We start from the raw sequence: 22,173 nt of genomic DNA on the forward strand, positions 1-22,173 counted from the left end.
TTTTTCTTGCACAGCCGGGCCGGATAGACTGGGCGCATGACCAACGCGCATCCGTGGTTCACTCAGGCTGTGGCCGAACTGGCCGACCCGCAGAATCAGCGGGTCTGGTCGATCATCGTGTCGCTGTTCGGCGACATGGCGCAGGAGCGTGGCGCCAAGATATCGGGCGGGGCGCTGGGGCGCATCATCGAACCGATGGGCATCAAGCCCGAGGCGATCCGCGTGGCCCTGCACCGTCTGCGCAAGGATGGCTGGATCGAGAGCGACCGGATCGGGCGCGTCTCGATGCATTTCCTGACCGAATATGGCCGCACGCAATCGGCCCGGGTCACCCCGCGCATCTATGCGCGAGACCCTGCGCCGGATACGCCGCTGCACCTGCTGATCACCGAAGATGGCACCGGCACCCGGCTGCTGGAAGACATCCTGCTCAGCCACGACTACACGCCGATCGGGCGCAACGCCGCGTTGGGATCGGGGGCACCACCCGTGGACCAGGACGAGTTGCTGATCCTTGAGGTCACCGCCCGCTCGGTTCCGCGATGGGTGCATGAAAAACTGTTCCCGCCAGATCTGCGCGCGGCTTGCCGGTCCCTGCACGAGGCCGTGCGCCACGTGTCCCAAGGCCGCCCGGCCAGTTGGGAGCCCACGCCCTGTCAGATCGCGACACTGCGCACGTTGATCGTGCATCGGTGGCGGCGCGTCGTTCTGCGTCTACACGACCTGCCCGACAGTTTCTGCCCGCCGGACTGGACCGGCCCGGCCTGTCGCGCGCAGGTGTTCCGCCTGCTGGACCAACTGCCGCGCCCCCTGCCCGAGGATCTGAACCAAGACTGACCCCACGGCAGGTTTTCCTGAAACGCGGTTTGACCCTATCCTGACCTTGTACCTTTGGGAGGAGGTGCAGGCATGACCCACGACATCGACATGCTGATTGTAGGGGCCGGGTTCTCGGGGCTGATCATGGCGATCGAAGCCCGCAAACGCGGCATCCACAACATCGCGATCCTTGAAAAGGCTGATGACATCGGCGGCACATGGCGTGAGAACACCTATCCCGGCGTGGCCTGCGATGTGCCCTCGCACCTGTATTCGATGGCCACCCATCCGAACCCGGACTGGACCCGAGCCTATGCAGGCGGGGCCGAAATCTGGGACTACATGCGCCGCGTTGCGCGTGACGAAGGGCTGTACGATCTGTGCCATTTCCACACCGAACTGAAGTCGGCCCGCTGGGACGGCACGCATTGGCAGGTCGAGACGACCGGCGGCGCGCAATGGAAGGCACGGTTCCTGGTGTCGGCCATCGGCGCCCTGCACATCCCCAGCACTCCCGAGATCCCGGGAGCAGCGGGCTTTCCGGGTCCGGCATTCCACTCGGCCCAATGGGACCATACGGTGCCGCTGCAGGGCAAACGCATAGCAGTTGTCGGCACCGGCGCGTCCGCCGTTCAGTTCGTGCCGGAAATCGTCAAATCCGCCGCCCATGTCACCATCTTCCAACGCAGCGCGCCTTACGTTCTGCCGCGTCCCGACGGGCCGATTGCGCCCTGGGTCCGGCACCTCTATCGCCGCATTCCGGTGCTGCCGCGCATCCGCAGGCAGTTCATCTACTGGCTGTTCGAATTCCGCCACCGCGTATTTCGCGGCGAAAAACGCGCGGTCGACTTTGCCATGAAGATGTGGCGCAAAGGGCTGGAGGAGGCCATATCCGACCCCGAGATGCGCCGCATTCTGACACCGGACTACCGGATCGGCTGCAAGCGCGTCCTCAGCTCGAACGACTGGTACCCGGCACTGGCCCGCGACAATGTCAGCGTGATCCCGCATGGGGTCGAGCGGATCGAAGGATCCGAGATCATCGCGACCGATGGCAGTCGGACGGCGGCCGACATTCTGATCTGGGGCACAGGATTTCATGTGACGGACGCGGTCCAAAGGCTGGATATCCGCGGCGCGAACGGACTGAGCCTGCAAGACGCCTGGGCCGACGGCATGCAGGCCAATCTGGGCACCGCCATTGCCGGGTTTCCCAACTTTTTCATCCTGCTGGGTCCGCATACCGGGTTGGGTCACAATTCGGTCGTTCTGATGATCGAAGCGCAAGTTGCCCATATCGGCCGGGTGCTGGAGGAGATGCGGCGCGCGGGTCTGCCCGCGATTGTTCCAAACGCTGACCGGCAGGCCGACTTCACCCGCGAAATGCAGGAACGACATACCGACAGTGTGTGGCAGGCTGGCGGATGCACTTCGTGGTATCAAGACTCACAAGGGCGCAATACGACGCTGTGGCCCGGCACAGTTTCGGAATTCCGCAAACGTCTGGCGAAGGCCGGGCTCGAGCATTACCATCCCGTTGATCCCGCCCAGACCAAAGGACCTCCGACATGACCACCCTGCTGACCATTGCGCTGATCATCGGCGCCGCGTTGATCCTGATGCATCTGTGGACCCGGCGCCTGACGCGGATGGGAGTCCAATCCGTACCTCAACCCGGGCAGATCCTGCCGGTGAACGGCGGTACGATCCATTATGTCGAACAGGGCGATCTAGAGAAGCCGACGGTGGTGATGATCCACGGGCTGACCGGCCAGTTGCAGCACTTCACCTATGCCATGACCGACCTTCTGGCCGACGACTTTCACGTCATCGCGGTTGACCGGCCTGGGTGCGGGTATTCGACCCGCGACCACGCGCGGCTGGCCACTCTGCCGGAACAGGCCCGGATGATCCACGAATTCCTCGAAGCCAAGGGCGTATCGCAGGCCATTCTGGTCGGACACTCGCTTGGGGGCGCGGTGTCGCTCGCCATGGCGCTGGACAATCCTGAACGGGTTCGGGCACTGGCCTTGCTGGCCCCGCTGACGCATCGTGTACCCAGCACACCCGCCATCTTCAAGGCGCTGGAGATCCGGACCGAATGGCTGCGCAGCCTGATCGCCAATACGATCGCTGTTCCGCTGGCGAAAACAACGGCTCCGCATGTGATCGGCGAGGCGTTTGCCCCGGAACCGGCCCCGAGTGACTTCCTGGACCGCGCCGGTGGCGCCTTGGGCCTGCGCCCGTCAGCCTATATCACCGGATCGCAGGATCTGGCGGGCGTGGACGCCAGCATCGACGCCCAGTCCCAACGCTACCACGAACTTAAGGTTAGGGGCGGCATCCTGTACGGGGCCGAAGATCCGATCCTGTCACCCAGCCAGCAAGGCGCACCTATGGTGGACTACGGGCTGAGCTTTGAAGCGCTCGAGAATCGCGGCCACATGATCCCCCTGACCGCGCCCGAGGCCTGCGCAGAGTTCGTCCGCCGCATGGCCAGCGCTTCGCAATCGCCGTCGAAACCCGCCAACACGGCCGGATGAAGAATCCCGCATTTTCGTGGCATTTCCCTCTTGACCCTCTCCGGCCCCTCCCTTAAATCGCCTCTCACCGTGGCGGAGTAGCTCAGTTGGTTAGAGCAGCGGAATCATAATCCGCGTGTCGGGGGTTCAAGTCCCTCCTCCGCTACCACTTCCCTGAAATCCTCGAGCTTGGCCTTGGGCCGCGTCCGCTGAGCCAGTCGCCGTTGATATCGACTGCCGCCTATGCCCTCATGCCACCCGTCTGCATTTAGCGGTTTGGCCAAACGGGCTGTTTCCCCCTCCTCCAATTATCGACGCCGCAGGTTTGACTTTGGATGGCCGGCCCTATCATATTCAAATTTAGGATAATGATAGCCAAACAGGCACAAGCGGGAGGAACAGTGATGAAACGTCTATACCTTGGAGTGGTCTGTGCCCTCAGTTTCGCTTGGCCGGCGGCGGCCCAGGATGAAAAGCCAGCTCAAACACTGTTCACCAACGTGCATGTCTTCGACGGCACAAGCGAACAACGCATCGAAAACGCCAGTGTTCTGGTCGAAGGGAATCTGATCAAAACGGTTTCGACCGAAGCGATCGACGCCCTAGACGCCACGGTGATCGACGGCGAGGGGCGCACACTGACACCTGGGTTCATCGAGAACCACGCGCATCTCATGTTGATGGGGCCAAGTCTCAGCGCCATGGAAGCCAATTCGACATGGGAGGATTTCGGAATCCATGCCACGAGGATGGCCGAAATGTATCTGATGCAGGGTTTCACAACGGTCAGGGATGCAGGCGGGGCCAATGGTGGACTTCGCCGGGCTATCGACTCGGGTCAGATTCCCGGGCCACGCTATTATCCGTCGGGCGCTTTTCTAAGCACGCGTGGAGGCCACGCCGACTTTGGCAACTTCACTGCACCTCCGGGTACAGACACCAATTTCAGCCGCCTGAACATGGCACAGGAAATCAGTGGCGTTGACGACGTTTACAAATTCGGACGCAACAACTTCCGGATGGGCGCGACGCAGCTCAAATTCATGCAATCGGGCGGTGTCGTTTCGGCCTTCGACCCTTGGCAGTTGCTGGCCGGATCGCCAGAAGAGATCAAAGCCGCCGTGCAGGTCGCGAATGAATATGGCAGCTATGTCATGGCGCATTCTTATCGGAAGGAAGCAATTCTGGGTGCGCTCGACGCGGGCGTGATGTCCATCGAACACGGATTTTCGTTCGACTGCGAAATCGCTGAAAAGATGAACGAAATGGGCGCGTATATCACGACCAATCTCACAGCGTTCGATCCCGGCCTTCTGGATATTCCGGCGGTCAAGAACCAACCATCGAGCCTTGCCAAGGCAATCTCGGCTTCGGCGACCTTCGAGAACTACATCCCGAACATGAAGGAATGCCCGGTCAAGCGCGGGTTCCAGACCGATTGCGTAGGCACAGTCGAAGCCTGCAACATCCAGATCGCGTATGAAAAACACCTGAACAACGAATTCTTCGGCCCCTATCAATCAATGGTCACACTGACCTCGATCGGAGGCGAGATCGCCCAGTTGTCCGGCGATTTTACCAATCCCTACACCGCCGGTAAGCTTGGAGTGATCGAGGAAGGCGCTTATGCAGACATTCTGCTGATCGACGGCAACCCGCTCGAAGATTTCTCGGTCGTGGGTACAGGTGACCAGTGGTTCGGTGCGGACCCGCGGCCTGACAGCCCCGAGACCATCCGCCTGATCATGAAGGATGGCGTGATCTACAAAAATACGCTCAACTAGGGCCATGATGAGGATTCGCGGTCGGGACCGCCATGACAAGCTCGCCTTTCTGAACTCCGTCCGAACTCTGCTGATTGCGGCGACGCTCAGCTTGGGTGCGGGCGCGCCGTCCTGGGCTGGCCTCTCGGTTGGTTGGGACGATCTGCCCGACCCGACCGTTCAGACCTTCGAAGACCCCTATCGCGATCTCAGCCCCGAACAGTTCGACGACGTCCTGTTCGTCGTGCGACTGCGTGGCCGGCTGCAGCAGGATGTCGGAACGGACGAGGACCGCCAGAAGTGGCAGGAGCTTCTGCACGAGACCGAGGATGCGCTGGCCGCGGGCGGTGTCGACGTGGATTGGCTGCTGAGTCAACGCCAGGTCGTGACCGAACGCAGGGAAAAAGCAGCCACGCTTGGCAACCCCTTGTATGACGGGCAAGAGGTCACGCTGTCCGGTTTCGCCATTCCGGCCCCGGCGGACGCTGACGGGCGATCTGTTGTCTATCTGGTGCCCGAACGGGGCATGTGCAGTCATATGCCGCCGCCGCCGCCGAACCAGATGATCCGTGTGATGCTGGATGCCGACTGGGTTCCCAGCTATGTCCACGAACCCGTCCGCCTGACGGGGCGTCTGACGATTTCGCCGACGGATCACCAGATGGTGGTAGTGGACGGGCTGATGCCGATGCGCGCCACGTTCCAATTGGAGGCAGACAAGGTCGAGACGCTCCGGAACCGCACCGACGGGCTGGAGTGGAGCGAGGACGCGACAGATCTTCTTCGGGCCGCGGGGCGGCGCAAAACCGGTGGTCAGGCGGCTTCGGAATGATCCGACGGACTGCGCTGGTGCTGGCGGCCCTTGTCTGGGCCTCGGGTGCGGTCGCTCAGGGATTGTCAGGTCCCTCGTCGGTGAATGCCGAGCTTGAACCCGGAGACGGCTTGACCGATCCGCAATTCCGGTCGGATTTTCCACGCAATATCGCGCCTGGATGGTTTGCCTGGAAGGATCGTCTGGCCGAAGACGGGTTTCGTTTCAACATTGACTATCTGGCCCTTGGACAAACGACGGATGCCGACCTGGGCGCCGGTGAAGCCGCCAGCGGAATTGCCCGTTTCTATGGCAGCTGGCAGGCGACCGAACAGGGTTCGGTGACGTTCAAGGTGGAACACCGGCACAGCTATACCGATGTCGCGCCGCAGTTTCTGGGCCTGGACGGAGGCGCGCTTTCGATCACAGGAACCGCCTTCAACGACACGGGTTTGCTGCTGACGAACCTGTTCTGGTCACAGCGGGCCGCGGACGGGTCATGGACGCTGCAATTCGGTCAGATCGACGTGACCGACTTCGTCGACATCTATGGCCTTGTCAGTCCCTATAGCGGTTTCCAGAATCTGTCGTTCAACACCAACCCTACGATAAACGCCCCGAACCCCGGACTGGGTCTTGCCGGGGGCGTGCGGCTGGGCAGCAATTTCTATGCTGTGGCCAGTGTCGCTGACGCTAACGCCGATCCGTCCGATCCGAACTTCGACGTTTTCAGCGACGGCAACCTCTTCAAATCGCTCGAGCTGGGCTACACGTCGGGCTTCGATCGGATCTATTTCGACAACATCCATCTGACACTTTGGCACGCGGACGCAGCCGATGACGGAAGCCGGGCCGAAGATTATGGCGCGGCCTTCTCCGCCGCGTGGTTCGTGGGCAACCAATGGATGCCGTTCCTGCGCGCCGGTGCGGCAAAGGGAACGGCGGCGCTGTATGATCGGTCCCTGTCAGCCGGCATCGGGTACTACGGCCGGAACACCGATCTGGCTGGGCTGGGGCTGAACTGGGCCGAAGCCCGTGGCATCGATGGCGATCAGTTCACCCTCGAGGCTTTCTACCGTTTTTCGATTTCGCCCGGCCTGCAGATCACGCCGTCTGTGCAGTTCATCTCGAACCCACTGCTGAACCCCGGCCAGGACAACGTGGCCCTGTTCGGCCTTCGGACAAGGCTCGTATTCTGACGCTGGCCGGGTCTGCCCGCTTGAGGCAATGAAACCCATGGAAGGACACTCGATGAAGCCACTCTGATGACTGCAGCCGCAACTGTCCTGGCAATCGCCGCCCCCCTTCACGCCAGCGAAGAAAGCAAGACCTGGGACGCATCGGACCAAGCCAGGCAGTTCGTGCAGGACACGATCGTACTGGGCATGCTGGCCAGCCCCTACGGAACCGGCTGGACCGAAGACGAACAACTGCACACCTACTTCCAACGCGCCCGGGACAACGGCATCATCGGCCATGAAATGACATTGGCCGCCGCTGACATGTCGTTCGATGTGTTGCTTGAACAGCACTATCATTTCCGCGCCGCCATGGCGCAGCAGCCCGAGAATTATCTGATCGTGAATGAAACACGCGATATCGAGGCCGCGCATGCTCAGGGCAAGACGGCTGTGATTTGGAACAGCCAAACGGCAACGATTCTGGATGGCGATCTCAAGAAGATGGCCCTGCTCAAGGACATGGACATCAAAAGCATGATCCTGGCGTACAACGACATTTTCCGAACCGGATCAGGGCAGTTGGCAGCTTACAACGGTCGGGACATCGGTCTGACTCCATGGGGCAAATCCGTGATCGATGAGATGGTGCGCTTTGGCATCCTGTTGGACCTTAGCCACACCGGGTCGAAAACGGCCAACGACGCGATGGACTACATGGATGAGAACTATCCCGGCGTGCCCTATGTCTACACCCACTCGGTTCCGGCGGGGCTCTACGCGAATGAGCCCAACGCCACGACCAAGGGCTGTTACCGAGCCATCCCGGACGACGAGGCACTGCGGGCGGCCAAGTCCGGAGGATACATATCGCCCACATTCACAGAATGGATGATGGACGGGGTATGGCCCGAAGACATCTCCCCCAAGCAAGCCGCCGATATGATCGACTATTATGTCCAACTTGTCGGCGTCGACCATGTCGGGATCGCGACGGACGACATGTTTTCAACCGAACTTGTCGTTCAGTTCGCGACCGCGAATGCCAGCATGTATGACGACGGCGGCTACATGATTGATGCGTTCAACAAAGGTGCAACCGGGAATGGTGAATTGGCCAAGATCCTTGCCGCGATAACCGACGATCTGTGGGCGCGGGGCTATTCAAACGAAGACCTCGCCAAAATCTACGGCGGCAACAAAATGCGCGTCTATGCCCAGGTCTGGGAGGGCAAGCCGCCCGAACGGTTTTTACAGGAATACCCTGAACGCCTGCGGATGAGGCAGGAGTTCCAAAACCTGTTCCACTCGCGCTAGTCCCCGTCCGGTCGTTGAATCTCTGACAAGGTGCTGACACCGATCTGGGCCATGGCGATGTCCATCTCCTCGGACAGCACTGCCCACAACCTGTGCAAACCGGCCTCGCCGCCCGCCGCGATGGCGAATTGCAGGATCCGCCCGAAGAACACGAAATCGGCGCCGGCCATCAGCGCCTTGAGCGCATCTTCTCCGGACCGAAGGCCGCTGTCGTAAAACAGCGGATAGTCGTCGCCGACCGCCGCCCGGATCTGCGGCAGGACCGAGATCGGTGCGGGTGCGCTCTCCAACTGGCGGGCGCCGTGGCTCGAGACTTGGATGGCATCGACACCGGCCGCCTTCAGCGCAACCGCGTCTTCGACATCCAGCACGCCCTTAACCACCAGCTTGCCCGGCCACCGGTCGCGCAGCCGCGCCAGCGTGTCCCAATCGGCCTTTGCACGGCTTTCGGTGCGGTCGAACTCGAACCCCTCCATCAGGAAGTTCGCCATCTGCGGTTTGCCCTTCAGCAAGGTCGAGATCGACCAGCGCGGATGCAGCGCGAAATCCAAAAACTGCCGTGGCCCGATCCGGAACGGCATCCGGAAACCGTGGCGCAGTTCGCGCGGGCGGCGGCCGACTTCGGGCACGTCAACGGTCAGGATCAGGGTCTTGTAACCCGCGGCCTTTGCCCGGTCGACCAGCTTGAACGTGCCGCTGCCATCGCCGCTGAAATACAGCTGGAACCAGGCATGGCCCCGGGCCTCTTCGATCAGCGCCTCCATCGGTGTCGAGGCCACCGTGGAAACGCCCAGCGGCACCCCGTATTGCGCCGCCAGCCGCGCCAGCATCAGGTCGGCGCCCGGTGCGGACAGGTTGCACATGCCCATGGGCGCGATGCCGAAGGGCCTGTCGGCTGGTTGCCCGAACACGCGGGTCGCCAGTGACCGGGTACTGACATCGCGCAGGATCCGGGGGCGCAGGGTCATCGCGTCCAGCGCCGCGCGGGTGCGACTGGCACCCGCCTCGGACCCGGCGGCCCCGTCGATATAGTCGAACACCATCCATGGCAGACGCCGCCGGGCCAGCCGGCGGGCATCTTCGGCGCTGTGGATGGCGCTTGCGCCCATCAGGCTTGAACGGCCTTCATGAAGCGGTCGCGGATGACGACCGGGTCCATCGTGATCGGCGGCATCTTGGCGTTTCCGCTCTCACATTTGCTGACGATGATGGTCATCTGGCGGGCGTCCAGCGCCTCTTGCAGCACGCGGCCGGTCTCTTCGGCCTGGCATTCGATCACGCGCTCGCAGCCCGCCGCCTCGGCCATCTTGGCCAGCGAGGTCTTCCGCCCCGCATAGGTCGGCTGATCGCCGGTCGAGCCATACGAGCCGTTGTCGATGATCAGCAGGATATAGTTGTCGGCCACGTTGTTGGCGATGGTCGGCAGCGTCCCCAGATTGGTCAGGATCGAGCCGTCGCCGTCGATGACGATCACCGGTTTTGGCTGGGCCAGCGCCAGACCCAGACCGATGCTCGAGGCCAGCCCCATCGTGCCCAGCATGTAGAAATTGGTGGGCTGATCGTCGATGGCATGCAGCTCCTGGCTGGGGATGCCGATGTTGCACACGACCAGTTGATCACGCAGGATCGGGGCGATTTCCTTCAGGATTTCAGAACGGATCATTGGTCGCCATAGCCTCCCCAGAAATTGGCGTCGGTCAGGATCGCGACGGGCTTGTTGCACATGAAGGTGTATTTCAGGATCGCGTCCAGTTCGGCCACGTCTTCCTGGTGGTGGAAATGGTAGGTCGGGATATGCATCTGCGCCAGCAGGGCCTTGGTATGAACGGCCATCTCGACCTGGCAGGCGATGGGCTCGCGCAGTTCGCCCCGATACGAGATCAGCATCGGCAGCGGCATCCGGTAATACTGGATCAACGTCGCCAGCGTGTTGATCGTGACCCCGATCGCGGTGTTCTGCATGATGATCGCGGGTCGCTTCCGGCCCATCCAGGCGCCGGCGCACAGGCCCATGCCTTCGTCCTCTTTGTTCGAGGGGATGTGGAAGATGGAGTCGTGGGCGTCGATCTCGGCGATGACGCCGGCCAGTTGCTTGCACGGCACCGTGGTGACGAACGAGATGTCGTTGGCCACCAGATCTTCGGTGATCTTCTTGTCTATGTTCATGTCGAAACTTCTGTTCCTGGGTTGGGGCGCCGAGGGCGCGATGGACGGGTCAGGCCCTGCGGTGGACGTGGACGGCACATTTTGCATGCCGCACCACGCGCGACGCGGTGGAGCCAAGGAAATAATCAGTCAGTCCGGGACGGTGCGAGCCAATGACGACGCAATCGAACCCGTGGTCGTTGGCATAGTCGATGATCGTGCGCGCGGTGTGGCCCTTGACCAGTTCGGGCTTTACATCCGGCAGGCCTTTCAGCTTTTCCATCAGGACTTCGCGGGCCCGGGCAAAGCCATCGGCCACGGCATCCTTGTCCAGATAGACGCTGACCGATCCCTGAGGCATCTCATAGACATGCAGAGCCACGATCTCGGCGGATCCGCCGCCCAAGGCACGGGCGATCTCGAGCGTTTGCGGTGAAATGCCGTGGTCAAGCGCCATGGGGACAAGAATTTTCTTATACATGGTTACCTCCAGTTCCGGGCGGTCAGGCCCACGGGGACAGCACGATTTTCGGAACCGCGACCTCGCCCGAGCGTAGCTGGGCAAAGGCCCGGGCGCCATCGGCCAGATCGCGTTCTTCGATCCAGTCCAGAGGGCCCAGCGCGCCGTCAAAGATGGCCTGGGCGGTCTGACGGAAATCCTGCGCGGTATAGGTGTAGGTTCCGATGAAGGTGATCTCTTGCAGGGTCATGCGCCGTACGTCCAGCCCGCCGGCGTCCTCGCCCAGGCCCACATGCGCGATCACCCCGCCGGGTTGGGCCCGTTCCGAGGCCACCGCACGGGTGGCGGCAAAGCCCACGGCATCGACCACGATCGGGAAGTCGCCCTGCGCTTCAGCTACGACCTTGGCGCAATTCAGCCTTTGCAGGAACGTCCGCCGCAGGTCGTTGGGTTCGACCACGGTCACATCCACGACATCCATCGCCCGCAGCGCCAGCGCCGCCGCAAGGCCAATCGCCCCACCCCCGATCACCAGCGCACGACGCTCCATCGCCGGGTGCAGCGCCTCGAGCGCGAGGCGTGCGGCGTGCCAGCTGACGGCCAGCGGCTCGGCCAAGGCGGCTTTGGCGAAGGGTACATGGTCCGGCACCTCGACCAGATTGTCCCAGGGCATCGAAACATATTGGGCAAAGGCACCTTCGCGCGGGGGCATCGAGATGATCTGACGGTCGGGGCACAGGTTTTCCCGTCCCGCTTGGCAGGCCGGACACTGCCCGCAGTTTACAAGCGGATTGATCGTGACCCGCGTTCCGTCCTTGGGGCCGCCGATCACTGCGCCCGCCGCCTCGTGCCCCAGGATCAAGGGCGCCGGGCGGCGTGCATCATGGCCCAAGTAGGCATGCATGTCGGACCCGCAGATCCCAGCGGCCTCGACCCGGATCAGGTGCTCGCCAGGTTGCGGCGCGGCGTCCGGTACGTCGCGATAGACCAACTGTTCGACACCTTCATAAACCAGAGCTTTCATTTCGCCGTGAACCCCCCGTCAACCATCAGGATCTGCCCGGTGACATAGTCGGATGCCTGCGAGCACAGAAAAAGGATCGGCCCGTCGATGTCGTCCATGCGGCCATTGCGACCGATGCATGTCTGCGCCGCGTTGCGGGCCGCGCGGGCGGGGTCATCGAACACCGCCTGCGTCAGCTCGGTCGGAAAGAAGCCCGGGCCAATGGCGTTGGCGGTGATCCCGTGGGACGACCAGGCCTCGGCCATGGCGCGGGTCAGCTGTGCGATCCCGCCCTTGCTGGCCCCATAGGCGATCCCGCCGGGAAAGGCCCGCGTCGTCTGCAGCGAGGCGAAATTCACGATCCGACCCCAACCGCGCGCCTTCATCGCAGGCACCATGGCTTGGCTGAGGAAGAACGGCGCGCCGAGGTTCAGGCCCAGCGTCGCGTCCCAGCCTTCGGGCGTGACGTCATCGGCGGCCTGTCGCGTATTCACCCCGGCGGCATGAACCACGATATCCGGCGCGTCGAACGGGGCCGAGATTTGTTTGACCAGCCTTGGCAGGCCGTCCCGGTCGGCCACGTCACCTGCGACCACCGCAGCGCTTAAACCGATCTCGGCCTGCAACTCGGCCAGTGCCTCGGCCCGGCGGGCAACGCCTACCACCTTCGCGCCTGCAGCCGCCAGCACCTGCGCAACGCGCCGGCCCAGCCCCGAACTGGCGCCCGTGACGCAGGCCACCCGGCCTGTCAAATCGAACAGGTCGCGGGGGTCATTCATCTGCGGTCAGGTCAAAGTTCTCGTCCGGGAAATACTTGGCCAGACGCACATCGGCAGCGCGGGCGTGGCCCTCCATCCCTTCCAGACGCGAAATCCGTGCGGTCGCCTCGGCGATGGGTTTCGAACCCTCGCGCGTGGCCCGCTGCCAGGTGACGATCTTCATGTATTTGTGCACGCTCAGCCCGCCGGTATAGCTGGCCGCGCCCGAGGTGGGCAGGACGTGGTTCGTACCGGTGGCCTTGTCGCCATAGGACACGGTCGTTTCTTCGCCCAGAAACAACGAGCCATAACAGGTCAGCCGCTCCAGCCACCAATCCAGATCCGCGGCCTGCACGGTCAGATGCTCGGGGGCGTAGTCGTCGGAACACGCGGCCATCTCTTCGCGGTCCGCGCACAGGATCACTTCAGCATAGTCGCGCCAGGCGGCGGCGGCGTTGTCGCGGTTCAGTTCGGGCAGATCGGCGATCAGGGTCGGGACCATCTCCATCACCTGGGTCGCCAGATCGCGGTCATCGGTCACCAGCCAGACGGGCGAGTTGTAGCCATGCTCGGCCTGGCTGACCAAGTCAGTGGCCACGACAAAGGGATCGGCCGTGGCATCCGCCAGGATCAGGCTGTCGGTCGGGCCCGCGATCATGTCGATGCCGACCTTGCCGTACAGAATGCGCTTGGCCTCGGCCACGAACTGGTTGCCCGGCCCCACAAGGATGTTGGCGCGCGGCAGCCCGAACAGGCCATAGGTCATGGCGGCCACACCTTGCACGCCCCCCATGGCCAGAATGCTGTCAGCGCCGCTGATATGGGCGGCGTAGACGATCGCCGGGGCCACGCCCTCGCCCGGGCGGGGCGGTGAACAGGCGGTGATGTGACGGCACCCCGCCACTTTGGCGGTGGTCACGGTCATAATGGCGCTGGCGATGTGGCTATACCGCCCGCCGGGCACATAGCAGCCCGCTGCATCGACCGGGATGGCCTTTTGTCCCGCGATGAAGCCCGGCACGATTTCCAGCTGCACATCCGACACGGTGGCCTTTTGCGCCTCGGCAAAGCGGCGCACATTGTCCTGGGCAAAACGGATATCGGCCTTGAGCTTTTCCGGCACCCGGGCGCAGGCGGCTTCGATTTCCTCGGGCGTCATCAGCACGTTGCCCTCGAACTTGTCGAACTTGGCCGCGTATTCCATCGCCTTGGCGTCGCCGCCGGCCTCGATGTCGGCCAGGATGGTCTTGACCGTGTCATGCACCTCGGACGCGTGGGATTGAGCGGTCAGGGTGGCCTTCTTGAGGTATTCACGCGACATGTTCAGAAGATCCTATTGGTAGATTTCAGGAAGCAAAGTGGTCGACAGTGCCGGAACGTAGGCGATCAGGATGACGACGATCAGCATGGTCAGCACGAAGGGCACAGCGCGGGCTGCGATCTTGAGGATGGATTCACCCGTGATCCCCGACACCACGAACAGGTTCAGCCCAAGTGGCGGCGTGATGAAGCCAACGCCCAGCGCGGTGATCATCATGATGCAGAACTGGATTTCGTTCATGCCGATATTATCCGCCAGCGGTTTCAGGATCGGGGCCAGAATGACGATATTCGGTGTCGTCTCCATGACGCAACCGGCCGCGATCAGAATGCCGATCATCAGCAGGATCAGCAGGAACGGATCCTCGGTCAGCGAGGTCACCGAGGCCACGAAGCCCTGCGGCACGCCCATGATCGCCAGCGCCTCGGCCAGCGGGGCCGAGAAGGCGATGATCGGCAGGATCACCCCGTTCACCTTGGCCGAGCTGACCAGCATCGACGGGAAGTCTGCCAGCGTCAGCGTGCGCAGGATGAACCCCATGATGATGGTGACGACAACGGCGGTCGCGCCCGCCTCGGTCGGGGTCAGGCGACCCGAGAAAATGCCATAGAAGATGATGCCGGGCACGATGAACGCATACCAGCCTGATTTCAGCGCCTTGCCAAGGTTGGCCGCCCATTCGCCAAAGGTCATCATCCCGCCGCCCTCATAGGCATAGAGGCGGTTCATGATGATATTGGTCACGAGGATCGAGATCAGGATCGCCAGCCCCGGGATCAGAGCGGCCAGAAACAGGGTCGAGGCCGAGATGCCCAGCACGAGCCCGATGATGATATAGGCGATCGAGGGCGGGATCAGGATCCCGGTACAGGCCCCCGCCGCCACCAGCGCACAGGCATAGGGGCGCGGATAGCCGCTTTCGACCAGTCGGTTGATCGTCATCCGACCCACTGCCGCCGCCCCCGCCGCGTCAGACCCCGAAATGGCCGCGAACATGCCGCAGACCAGAACCGTGGCCGAACCGAACCCGCCCTTGGCGAAACAGGTCAGCGCCTCGGCCACGTCCAGAAACTTGCGCGACAGCCCGGTGCGCACCAGCACGTCACCGGTCAGGATGAACAGCGGCACCGCGGTCAGGGCAAAGGCGTCGATGCCGGTAAACAGGCTTTCGCCCACAAGGCTTAGCGGCAGGTCCCCCGACATGATCAACATCACGATCGCGGCCGAGCCAATCGCGGCCCAGACCGGAACCGCCAGCGCGATCAGGCCCACGAACAGGATCACGGGCAGGTAGAAATCCCAGCCCAGTTCGACCGTTTGATTGAGGGTATTCCACAGCATCCGCCTGCTCCTCAGTCAAACAGCTTGTCGCCTTCGAAGACGGGCGTCCCGTCGCGAAGACTTTTGATGTCATTCATCAACGACTGGATCAGGCGCCAGATCATCAGGGCAAATCCCGTGGGCACCGCCATCAGGAACCACACCTTCGATACCCGCAGCCCGTCGGTGACCGACCCGAACTTGGCCGAGACATGCACCGCCTCGTAGGACCAATAGAGCGCGATGACTGCCACCGCGAACATCACCAGATCACCGAAGATATACAGCACCGCCTTGGGCCGCGGGCCGAGATAGTGCATTATCACGTCGATCCGGATATGGGCGCGTTCCTTGACCGCCGCCGCAGCGCCGATCCAGGCCAGATAGATGAAGGAATAGCGGACGATCTCCTCGCCCCAGATCGAGGAATAGGCGAAGATCTCGCGCCGCAGCACCTCGATTGCCATCGTGATGACCAGCATCACGTAGAACACCAGCAGCAGCCAGCGTTCGGCGTTGCGGTCTATGGTTTTGAGTAAGGACATCGGTTCCCTCGGCAAGGCTGGGGGGATGGGCCTGAAGGATCAGGCCGTGCAGGTCTGGAAAAGGCGGGCACGCGTCCGGCGCCCGCCCGGTCCGTATCAGGCGTCGTGGACGTAGTATTTGCCTTGGGTGCCGGCCGCCTCGACCAACTTTTGGAAGGCGTCCATCGACCCGGCCAGCTCGGTCTTGAATGGGTCCCATTCCGAGCGCTGATAACCGCCGGCCTCCTGCCACTCGGCCAGTTGGTCGTCGGTCAGCGAGTGGAACTGAACCCCGGCCTTGTTCAGTTCGGCCATTGCATAGGCGCGAGCCGAGGGAACCTTGGCGAGGTTCTGGTGTCCGGTCATCTCCGCGCCCCACATGATGGCCTCTTGCACGTCGGCCGGCATCGAGTTGAACCATTCCAGGTTGCAGGAATAGACTTGGCTGTCCGGCACCGCCTGAGTGAAGGTGACGTGAGACAGAATGTCCTTGAAGCCAAACACATACAGCGCGCCGACCGACGGGTCGAGCGCATCCGCCACGCCCTGCTTGATGGCCGAGGGGGTCTCACCCCAAGCAACCGGGGTCGGGTTGGCGCCGACCATGCGGTAGTATTGCTGCAGCATCTTGGACCCGGGCACGCGGAATTTGATCCCGCTCATGTCCGAGGGGGTGATGATGGCATTTCCGCCCTGGCGCACGGCCACGACGCGCGGGTCGATCACGACATAAAACAGCGCCTTGAAGCCTGCGGCCTCGACCTTGGGATGCACTTCGTTCTTCCAGGTGTCGGAATGCACGAGATTGGTGAACCGCTGGTTCGAGCCGCACAGATACGGCATGTTGATCAGGTCCACGGTCGAAGCGAAGGGTGCGAAGTTCGACAGCGAATGCTGCGCGGCCTGGATGGTTCCGCCCTGAACCTTCTGCACCAACGCGCCGCCCGCGCCCAGCTGCCCGCCCGGGGCCAGCTTGACATAGACCTTGCCGTTGGTTGCGTTCTGGATGTTCTCCTTCAGGTCCAGCTGCATGATCGGATAGCTGCGCGAGGCGCCCAGCACATAGGCCGTGGCCACCGTCATCACATGCTCGGCAGCTTGTTCGCGCTCTTTTTCCTCCTTGGCGGTCTGCGCCGCGGCCTCGGATGACCACAACATGCCTCCCGCGCCCGCCACGATTGCCGCCGTGAACGCGCCGCCGGCGCTCAGCTTCAGGAAATTGCGGCGTTCAGCTGACGCCAGTTCCATTTGATCTTTGTTCATTGATTGCCCTCCCATTGGAAAAATTCAGCCGCCGTTCTCCTCGCGCGCGGCCTCTTTTTTCAGAATTGCGACAACGAACAGGATCGACGCCGCGAACAGAACCAGCATCTCACCCACATCCCCAAGAAACGCGCGGCCTGCAAACGCACCCAGCGCCACGTTCGCGAAATAGACGACGAAGACGATGGCGGATGCGGCAAGGAACATGTTCGGGACTCCGGGTAGAATCGGCACTGATGCCATTTGTAAGCGCTTACATAGAAAATGCAAGCGCTTACATTTCACCTTTCATTGCCAATCCGATCCGGTTAGAATTGAAGAGAACAAAGATTAGGTTTGGAAATGTCGAAGCTGAAGCCCGCCCCGACACTGGATGATGTTGCCAGAAGGGCAGGCGTTTCCACGGCTACGGTCTCGCGTTGCATCAACACCCCGGACAGGGTGGTCGAAGCGACCCGAAAACGCGTGCAATCGGCGATCGAGGCCTTGGGCTATACACCGAATTTCGCGGCTCGGGTCATGGCGGCCAAGCGCACGTTTACCATTGGCGCGATCATCCCGACGATGGAAAACGCCATCTTTGCGCGCGGCTTGCAGGCCTTTCAGGAAGAGCTGCACCAACATGGCTATACGCTACTGGTATCCAGTTCGGCCTACAAACCGGCAACCGAAGAAGAGCAGATCCGAACTTTAGTCGCCCGCGGCGCCGATGGCCTGCTGCTGATCGGTCACGACCGGGCGCCGCGCATCTACGAATTTCTTGAACACCGCGAAATTCCGGCGCTGGTTGCGTGGTCGTTTTCCCCGGACGGGCGTCTGCCCTCCATCGGATTCGACAACCGGGCGGCCATGTACGAGCTGGCGAAAAGGGTCCTCGACCTCGGACACAGACGGCTTGCGGTGATATCCGGCATTACCCACGGCAACGACCGCGCGCGCCTTCGACTGGACGGCGTGCGCGACGCTGTTCGGCAGCACGGGCTTGACCCGCAGGTGCTTCAGGTCATCGAGACCCCGTATGAAATCGAAAACGGTGCCGAAGCGTTCGCGCGTTTCATGTCGCAGGACACGCCGCCGACGGCTGTCATGTGCGGCAACGATGTGTTGGCCGCTGGCGCTTTGCTCAGGGCTCAGGACATGGGGCTGAAAGTCCCGCAGGATGTCTCGATCACAGGGTTCGATGACATCGAACTGGCCCGGATCCTGCGCCCGGCTTTGACAACTGTGCATGTGCCGCATCGGGAAATGGGCGGAAAAGCCGCGAAGGCATTGATCGAAATGGTTGAAAAAAGGACCCCGGCGGCCGGTGAACACCTGTACACGCATATCGTCGAACGGCAGTCCCTGGGTCCTGCCAACTCGCGGTAATCCGCGTGCCCGGGTCAGGCGGCCTGATCTTCCATCGTCCGGAAATCACCCTTCAGCCACAAATGCCGTTTGCACATCGGCTCGGTGAAATACTGCCGGATCAAGCTGCTGAGGGCCTTGTGGATCAGTTTAGAAGTGGTGTCCGGATAGACCTCGGTCGTGAACAGAGAAACGATCCTGACAAAGTTCCGCCCCGGAAAAGGCGTTGCCCGCACCGAGTCATGATAGCGATGCGCCCGATGGAAACACCCCGCCGTGGTGATCGCCCACCCGCTGCCTTCGGCGACCAGCCCCATGATCGACTGGTTGCATTCCAGCTCGAACCGGTTCGGCAGGTTGTACTTGTTGCGCGTCAACTGGATCTCTATCTGCTTGCCGATCGTGTAGTCTCGCGAATACCGCAGCAGCGGCAGGTCGGAATGGGGCGAGAACAGGTCCTGCACCTCGCCCTTGAACTTTTCGGGCACGATCACGATGAACGGATCGCGCATCAAAGGATATTCGATCAGCCCCTGTGTGCCGCCGGGCGGTCGGGTCGCCACGCCTGCGTCCAGCTTGTGCTCCTGCAATTTCTCGATGATTTCGTGGCTGGGCCGCGTAAAATGTCGGAAATTGCAGCGCGGCAGCGCATGGGCCAGGAACCGGATCAGTTCGGGCGCGATCTGGTTGTCGAAATCGTCCACCAGGGCCAGCCGCAGATCGGTGGCGTGGCGCCAGTTGCCAGACCGGATCTCGGCCTCGCCCCGCTTCAACACGGTCAGGCCATCCCGTACATAACGCGAAAATACTTCGCCAGCCGGTGTCAAGCTCATCGGACGACGGCCGTGATCCACCAATGCGATGCCAAGGGCGTCTTCAAGGCTTCGAAGGTGGTTGGAAACGGTGCTGATCGACAATCCCGTTTCCGAGGCCACCTGCTGAATCGAACCGGACTTGGCGATCAGGCGAAACACTTCCAACCAGCGCAGGCTCAGTGTTTTGGACACGGGGCAAAACCCTCCCGCAATTTCGATTTCATCGAAACTAGCGAAACAGAGTTTTGGCTTTCGGGCAATGGTGAATGTTGGTCACCCGCTTTAGCTGCGCATGTGGATGAAGTCGGGATCGTAGGGGCAGGCAGGAATAACCCGCGCCGGAACCCTGTCACCGCACAGGTCCAGCATCATCTCGCTGCCTTCTGCTGACAGGTGCGGCTCGACAAAGGCATGCGCCAGGTTCAGCCCGGTGCGATGCCCCCAGTCACCCGAGGTCACCGTTCCCACCACCCGATCCCCTGCCATCAGCGACGCACCGGGATGCGCGGGCGCGTGCGCGGCCTGCACCTGCAGGGCAACCAACTTGCGTGACGGCCCTTTGGCCTGCCGTTCGATCAGCGCCGCGCGCCCGATGAACTCCGGTTTGTCCAGCCGAACAAAGCGGCCCAACCCGGTTTCGAACGGGTCGAACTCGGTGATCAGGTCCGCCTTCCAATGCAGGAAGGTTTTCTCCATCCGCATCGACTCGACTGCCCGCGCGCCGAACAGTTGCAGGCCAAAGGCCTGTCCGGCCTGCCGCAGCGCAAGATAGGCCGCATGGAGCGAGGCGTTGGGCACATGGATCTCATAGGCCAACTCGCCCGAGAAACTGACGCCCATCACGGTAGCGGGCGCGATCCCGACAAAGCACTCGCGTACGCTGAGCCATGGGAAGGCGTCCCGCGACCAATCCCCGCGCGAGCAGGCCGACAACACGTCACGCGCCCGTGGTCCGGCCAGAACCAGGATGGTCTGGTCGTTGGTCAGGCTGCGCAATTGCACGTTCTCGTCGGGGGCGATGTGTCGGGACAGCCAATCCATATCGTGCAGCTCGGCCGCGGCGGCCGAGCCGTACCAGACGCGATCCGGCCCCCGGTCGCTGGCGGGCAGATTGGCGATGGTCGCCTCGGCCTTGACCATGCCCTGATGGTTCAGCAGATAGGCCAACCCCACCCGACCCGGGCGACGGGGCAGCGCGCCGCAGATCATCCGGTCAAGGAACGCATGCCGGTCGGCGCCGGTGATCTCGATCCGGTTGAACCCGTTGACCTCGGCCAGCCCGACATTCTGCTGCACGTTGGCGACCTCGGCGGCGATCACGTCGAAGGTTTCGTCAAAATCGAAACTGAGCGTCGGCGTGAAATCGGGCGCGGGCTTGATGTACTCGACCCGCTCCCACCCATTCACCACGGTAAACTCCGCGCCCTCGGCGGCCAGAACCGGGGTCAGCGGCGTGGTCTTGGCGGGCCGCCCGGCGGGGCGGTGCTCGTGCGGAAAGTGAAAGCGGAACTCGTTCTGATAGTCCTCGATCGCCTTCAACGCGGTCAGTTCGACATTGGCGTGCCCGGCGAACCGGCGCGGGTCGAGGCACCAGGTGTCATAGCAGGCCTCGCCATGCACGATCTGCTGGGCCAAAAGCCAGCCGTGGCCGCCCCCCTCGCCCAGCCCGGCCCGCAGCCCGATGATGCAGAATGCGTTGCGCTTGCCGGGGATCGGCCCGACCAGAGGCGCGCCGTCGATCGTGTAGGTGATCGGGCCGTTGACGACCGTGTGGATCCCTGCCTCCATCAGCGCGGGCATGCGGGCAAACGCGCCTTCCAGCACATCGGTCACCCGATCCAGATCGTCGGGACACAGCGCGTTGACGAAGTTCGGGTCGATCCCGTCCATGCCCCAGGTCTTGCAGTCCTGTTCGTAGAAGCCCAACAGCAGGCCGTTCTTTTCCTGCCGGCAGTAGTAATCGCTGATCGGGCAGCGCAGCAGCGGCATGCGGTGGCCAGCGTCGCGGATCGCGGGGATTTCCTCGGTCAGGAAATACTGGTGCTCCATCGAGGCCACGGGATGGTGCACGCCCATCATCGCGCCCACCTCGTTCACGCGGTAGCCACAGGCATTCACCACGATGTCACAGTCAATGTCGCCGTGCTCGGTATGAACGGTCCAAGTGTCGTCCTTGTGCTGGGTCAGGGCCGTAACTGGCGTGTTGCGATAGACTTCGGCCCCGGCCTTGCGCGCACGCCGTGCCAGCGCCTGGCACAGCTGCGCCGGGTCGATATCCCCGTCCAGCGGATCCCACAGGCCACCCAGCAGGTTCTCGGTGGAAATCAGCGGGTGGCGGCGGGCGCATTCCTGCGCGTCGATCACCTCGAAATGCACGTCCATCCCTCGCGCCATCGACGCGAAATGGCGATAGCCCTGCATCTGCGCTTCGGTATTGGCCAACCGGATGCCGCCGTCGCCATGATGGTAGTTGATCGGATAGTCCGGGTCCTCGGCCAGTTCCTTGTACAGGCGGATCGAATGCGACTTCAGCCCCACCATCGTCTGGTTCATTCCGAAATTCGTCACCTGCGCGGCCGAATGCCATGTGGTGCCGGATGTCAGCTCGTTGCGCTCCACCAGAACCACGTCGCTCCAGCCTTCCTGCGTCAGATGATACAGGGTTGAACAACCGGCGATTCCGCCGCCGATCACCACGACCTTGGTGCGCGATTTCATGGGTGTGCTCCTTCTGAGGTTCTCCGAACCCTGCCGAACGGCGCAGCGGGCGGGCAATGGCGCAGTGGCCGGTCCCGAAAAATCGAAAC

21 protein-coding genes and 1 tRNA gene are annotated in these 22,173 nt (G+C 62.5%); 9 read left to right on the top strand and 13 right to left on the bottom strand.

The features are described 5' to 3' along the window. Positions 1-36: 36 nt before the first annotated feature. The 8 genes from AC2FNL_RS14845 to AC2FNL_RS14880 all read left to right on the top strand — a co-directional run bounded on the left by AC2FNL_RS14845 (position 37) and on the right by AC2FNL_RS14880 (position 8,410). On the top strand, positions 37-837 hold the full coding sequence (locus AC2FNL_RS14845) for a PaaX family transcriptional regulator C-terminal domain-containing protein (protein WP_496834115.1): 801 nt from the start codon (positions 37-39) through the stop codon (positions 835-837). Positions 838-909: 72 nt separating this feature from the next. Next, positions 910-2,391: a flavin-containing monooxygenase gene (locus AC2FNL_RS14850; protein ID WP_496834116.1), complete on the top strand. Its 1,482-nt coding sequence runs from the start codon at positions 910-912 to the stop codon at positions 2,389-2,391. Continuing rightward, positions 2,388-3,362 carry an alpha/beta hydrolase gene (locus AC2FNL_RS14855; RefSeq protein WP_496834117.1) on the top strand — a complete coding sequence of 325 codons (975 nt, stop codon included), beginning with the start codon at positions 2,388-2,390 and terminating at the stop codon, positions 3,360-3,362. The genes AC2FNL_RS14850 and AC2FNL_RS14855 overlap by 4 nt, the downstream gene beginning before the upstream one ends. 71 nt (positions 3,363-3,433) lie before the next feature. Further along, positions 3,434-3,510: transfer RNA gene (locus AC2FNL_RS14860), tRNA-Met, on the top strand. A 235-nt stretch (positions 3,511-3,745) separates the two neighbouring features. Beyond that, positions 3,746-5,125 carry an amidohydrolase family protein gene (locus tag AC2FNL_RS14865; protein WP_496834118.1) on the top strand — a complete coding sequence of 460 codons (1,380 nt, stop codon included), beginning with the start codon at positions 3,746-3,748 and terminating at the stop codon, positions 5,123-5,125. A 4-nt stretch (positions 5,126-5,129) separates the two neighbouring features. Next, positions 5,130-5,936 carry a DUF3299 domain-containing protein gene (locus AC2FNL_RS14870; RefSeq protein WP_496834119.1) on the top strand — a complete coding sequence of 269 codons (807 nt, stop codon included), beginning with the start codon at positions 5,130-5,132 and terminating at the stop codon, positions 5,934-5,936. Next, the gene (locus AC2FNL_RS14875) at positions 5,933-7,114 is read left to right on the top strand and encodes a carbohydrate porin (RefSeq protein ID WP_496834120.1); all 1,182 of its coding nucleotides are present in this window, start codon (positions 5,933-5,935) and stop codon (positions 7,112-7,114) included. The genes AC2FNL_RS14870 and AC2FNL_RS14875 overlap by 4 nt, the downstream gene beginning before the upstream one ends. Positions 7,115-7,180: 66 nt before the next feature. After that, positions 7,181-8,410 (top strand): dipeptidase, encoded by a 1,230-nt coding sequence (locus AC2FNL_RS14880; protein WP_496834121.1) that lies wholly within the window; start codon positions 7,181-7,183, stop codon positions 8,408-8,410. On the opposite strand, the gene AC2FNL_RS14885 is transcribed toward AC2FNL_RS14880, so the two are convergent. The 11 genes from AC2FNL_RS14885 to AC2FNL_RS14935 all read right to left on the bottom strand — a co-directional run bounded on the left by AC2FNL_RS14885 (position 8,407) and on the right by AC2FNL_RS14935 (position 17,411). Continuing rightward, entirely contained in the window at positions 8,407-9,519 is a 1,113-nt protein-coding gene (locus AC2FNL_RS14885) for an alpha-hydroxy acid oxidase (protein ID WP_093964498.1), read from the bottom strand. The genes AC2FNL_RS14880 and AC2FNL_RS14885 overlap by 4 nt on opposite strands. Further along, positions 9,519-10,073 (bottom strand): sulfopyruvate decarboxylase subunit beta, encoded by a 555-nt coding sequence (comE, locus tag AC2FNL_RS14890; protein ID WP_093964497.1) that lies wholly within the window; start codon positions 10,071-10,073, stop codon positions 9,519-9,521. The genes AC2FNL_RS14885 and comE overlap by 1 nt, the downstream gene beginning before the upstream one ends. Beyond that, positions 10,070-10,576 (bottom strand): decarboxylase, encoded by a 507-nt coding sequence (locus AC2FNL_RS14895; RefSeq protein WP_093964496.1) that lies wholly within the window; start codon positions 10,574-10,576, stop codon positions 10,070-10,072. Before AC2FNL_RS14895 ends, comE begins: the two co-directional genes overlap by 4 nt. Positions 10,577-10,625: 49 nt before the next feature. Next, positions 10,626-11,036 (bottom strand): universal stress protein, encoded by a 411-nt coding sequence (locus tag AC2FNL_RS14900; protein ID WP_093964495.1) that lies wholly within the window; start codon positions 11,034-11,036, stop codon positions 10,626-10,628. Between the two features lie 22 nt (positions 11,037-11,058). Further along, the gene (locus AC2FNL_RS14905) at positions 11,059-12,039 is read right to left on the bottom strand and encodes a zinc-dependent alcohol dehydrogenase (protein ID WP_496834122.1); all 981 of its coding nucleotides are present in this window, start codon (positions 12,037-12,039) and stop codon (positions 11,059-11,061) included. Then, complete coding sequence (locus tag AC2FNL_RS14910) at positions 12,036-12,797, bottom strand: SDR family NAD(P)-dependent oxidoreductase (RefSeq protein WP_496834123.1); 762 nt, start codon at positions 12,795-12,797, stop codon at positions 12,036-12,038. The genes AC2FNL_RS14905 and AC2FNL_RS14910 overlap by 4 nt, the downstream gene beginning before the upstream one ends. Further along, positions 12,790-14,097, bottom strand: coding sequence for a histidinol dehydrogenase (gene hisD / locus AC2FNL_RS14915; protein WP_496834124.1), 1,308 nt, complete (start codon positions 14,095-14,097; stop codon positions 12,790-12,792). The genes AC2FNL_RS14910 and hisD overlap by 8 nt, the downstream gene beginning before the upstream one ends. A 12-nt stretch (positions 14,098-14,109) precedes the next feature. Further along, complete coding sequence (locus AC2FNL_RS14920; protein WP_093964491.1) at positions 14,110-15,438, bottom strand: TRAP transporter large permease; 1,329 nt, start codon at positions 15,436-15,438, stop codon at positions 14,110-14,112. Positions 15,439-15,449: 11 nt separating this feature from the next. Further along, entirely contained in the window at positions 15,450-15,962 is a 513-nt protein-coding gene (locus AC2FNL_RS14925; RefSeq protein WP_093964490.1) for a TRAP transporter small permease, read from the bottom strand. 96 nt (positions 15,963-16,058) lie between these two features. Next, a complete protein-coding gene (locus tag AC2FNL_RS14930) occupies positions 16,059-17,204 on the bottom strand; it encodes a TRAP transporter substrate-binding protein (RefSeq protein WP_496834125.1) in 1,146 nt (381 codons plus the stop codon). Between the two features lie 24 nt (positions 17,205-17,228). Then, positions 17,229-17,411: a hypothetical protein gene (locus tag AC2FNL_RS14935; protein WP_005981170.1), complete on the bottom strand. Its 183-nt coding sequence runs from the start codon at positions 17,409-17,411 to the stop codon at positions 17,229-17,231. A gap of 135 nt (positions 17,412-17,546) precedes the next feature. On the opposite strand from AC2FNL_RS14935, the gene AC2FNL_RS14940 reads away from it, so the two are divergent. Beyond that, complete coding sequence (locus tag AC2FNL_RS14940; RefSeq protein WP_496834126.1) at positions 17,547-18,572, top strand: LacI family DNA-binding transcriptional regulator; 1,026 nt, start codon at positions 17,547-17,549, stop codon at positions 18,570-18,572. Positions 18,573-18,586: 14 nt separating this feature from the next. Here AC2FNL_RS14940 and AC2FNL_RS14945 read toward each other — a convergent pair whose 3' ends face one another. Beyond that, positions 18,587-19,558: a LysR family transcriptional regulator gene (locus AC2FNL_RS14945; protein ID WP_170339623.1), complete on the bottom strand. Its 972-nt coding sequence runs from the start codon at positions 19,556-19,558 to the stop codon at positions 18,587-18,589. Between the two features lie 90 nt (positions 19,559-19,648). Beyond that, positions 19,649-22,084 carry a GcvT family protein gene (locus AC2FNL_RS14950; protein ID WP_496834127.1) on the bottom strand — a complete coding sequence of 812 codons (2,436 nt, stop codon included), beginning with the start codon at positions 22,082-22,084 and terminating at the stop codon, positions 19,649-19,651. Between the last annotated feature and the right edge of the window lie 89 nt (positions 22,085-22,173).

The sequence above is a fragment of the Ruegeria sp. CRTD044 genome (genome assembly GCF_059613485.1).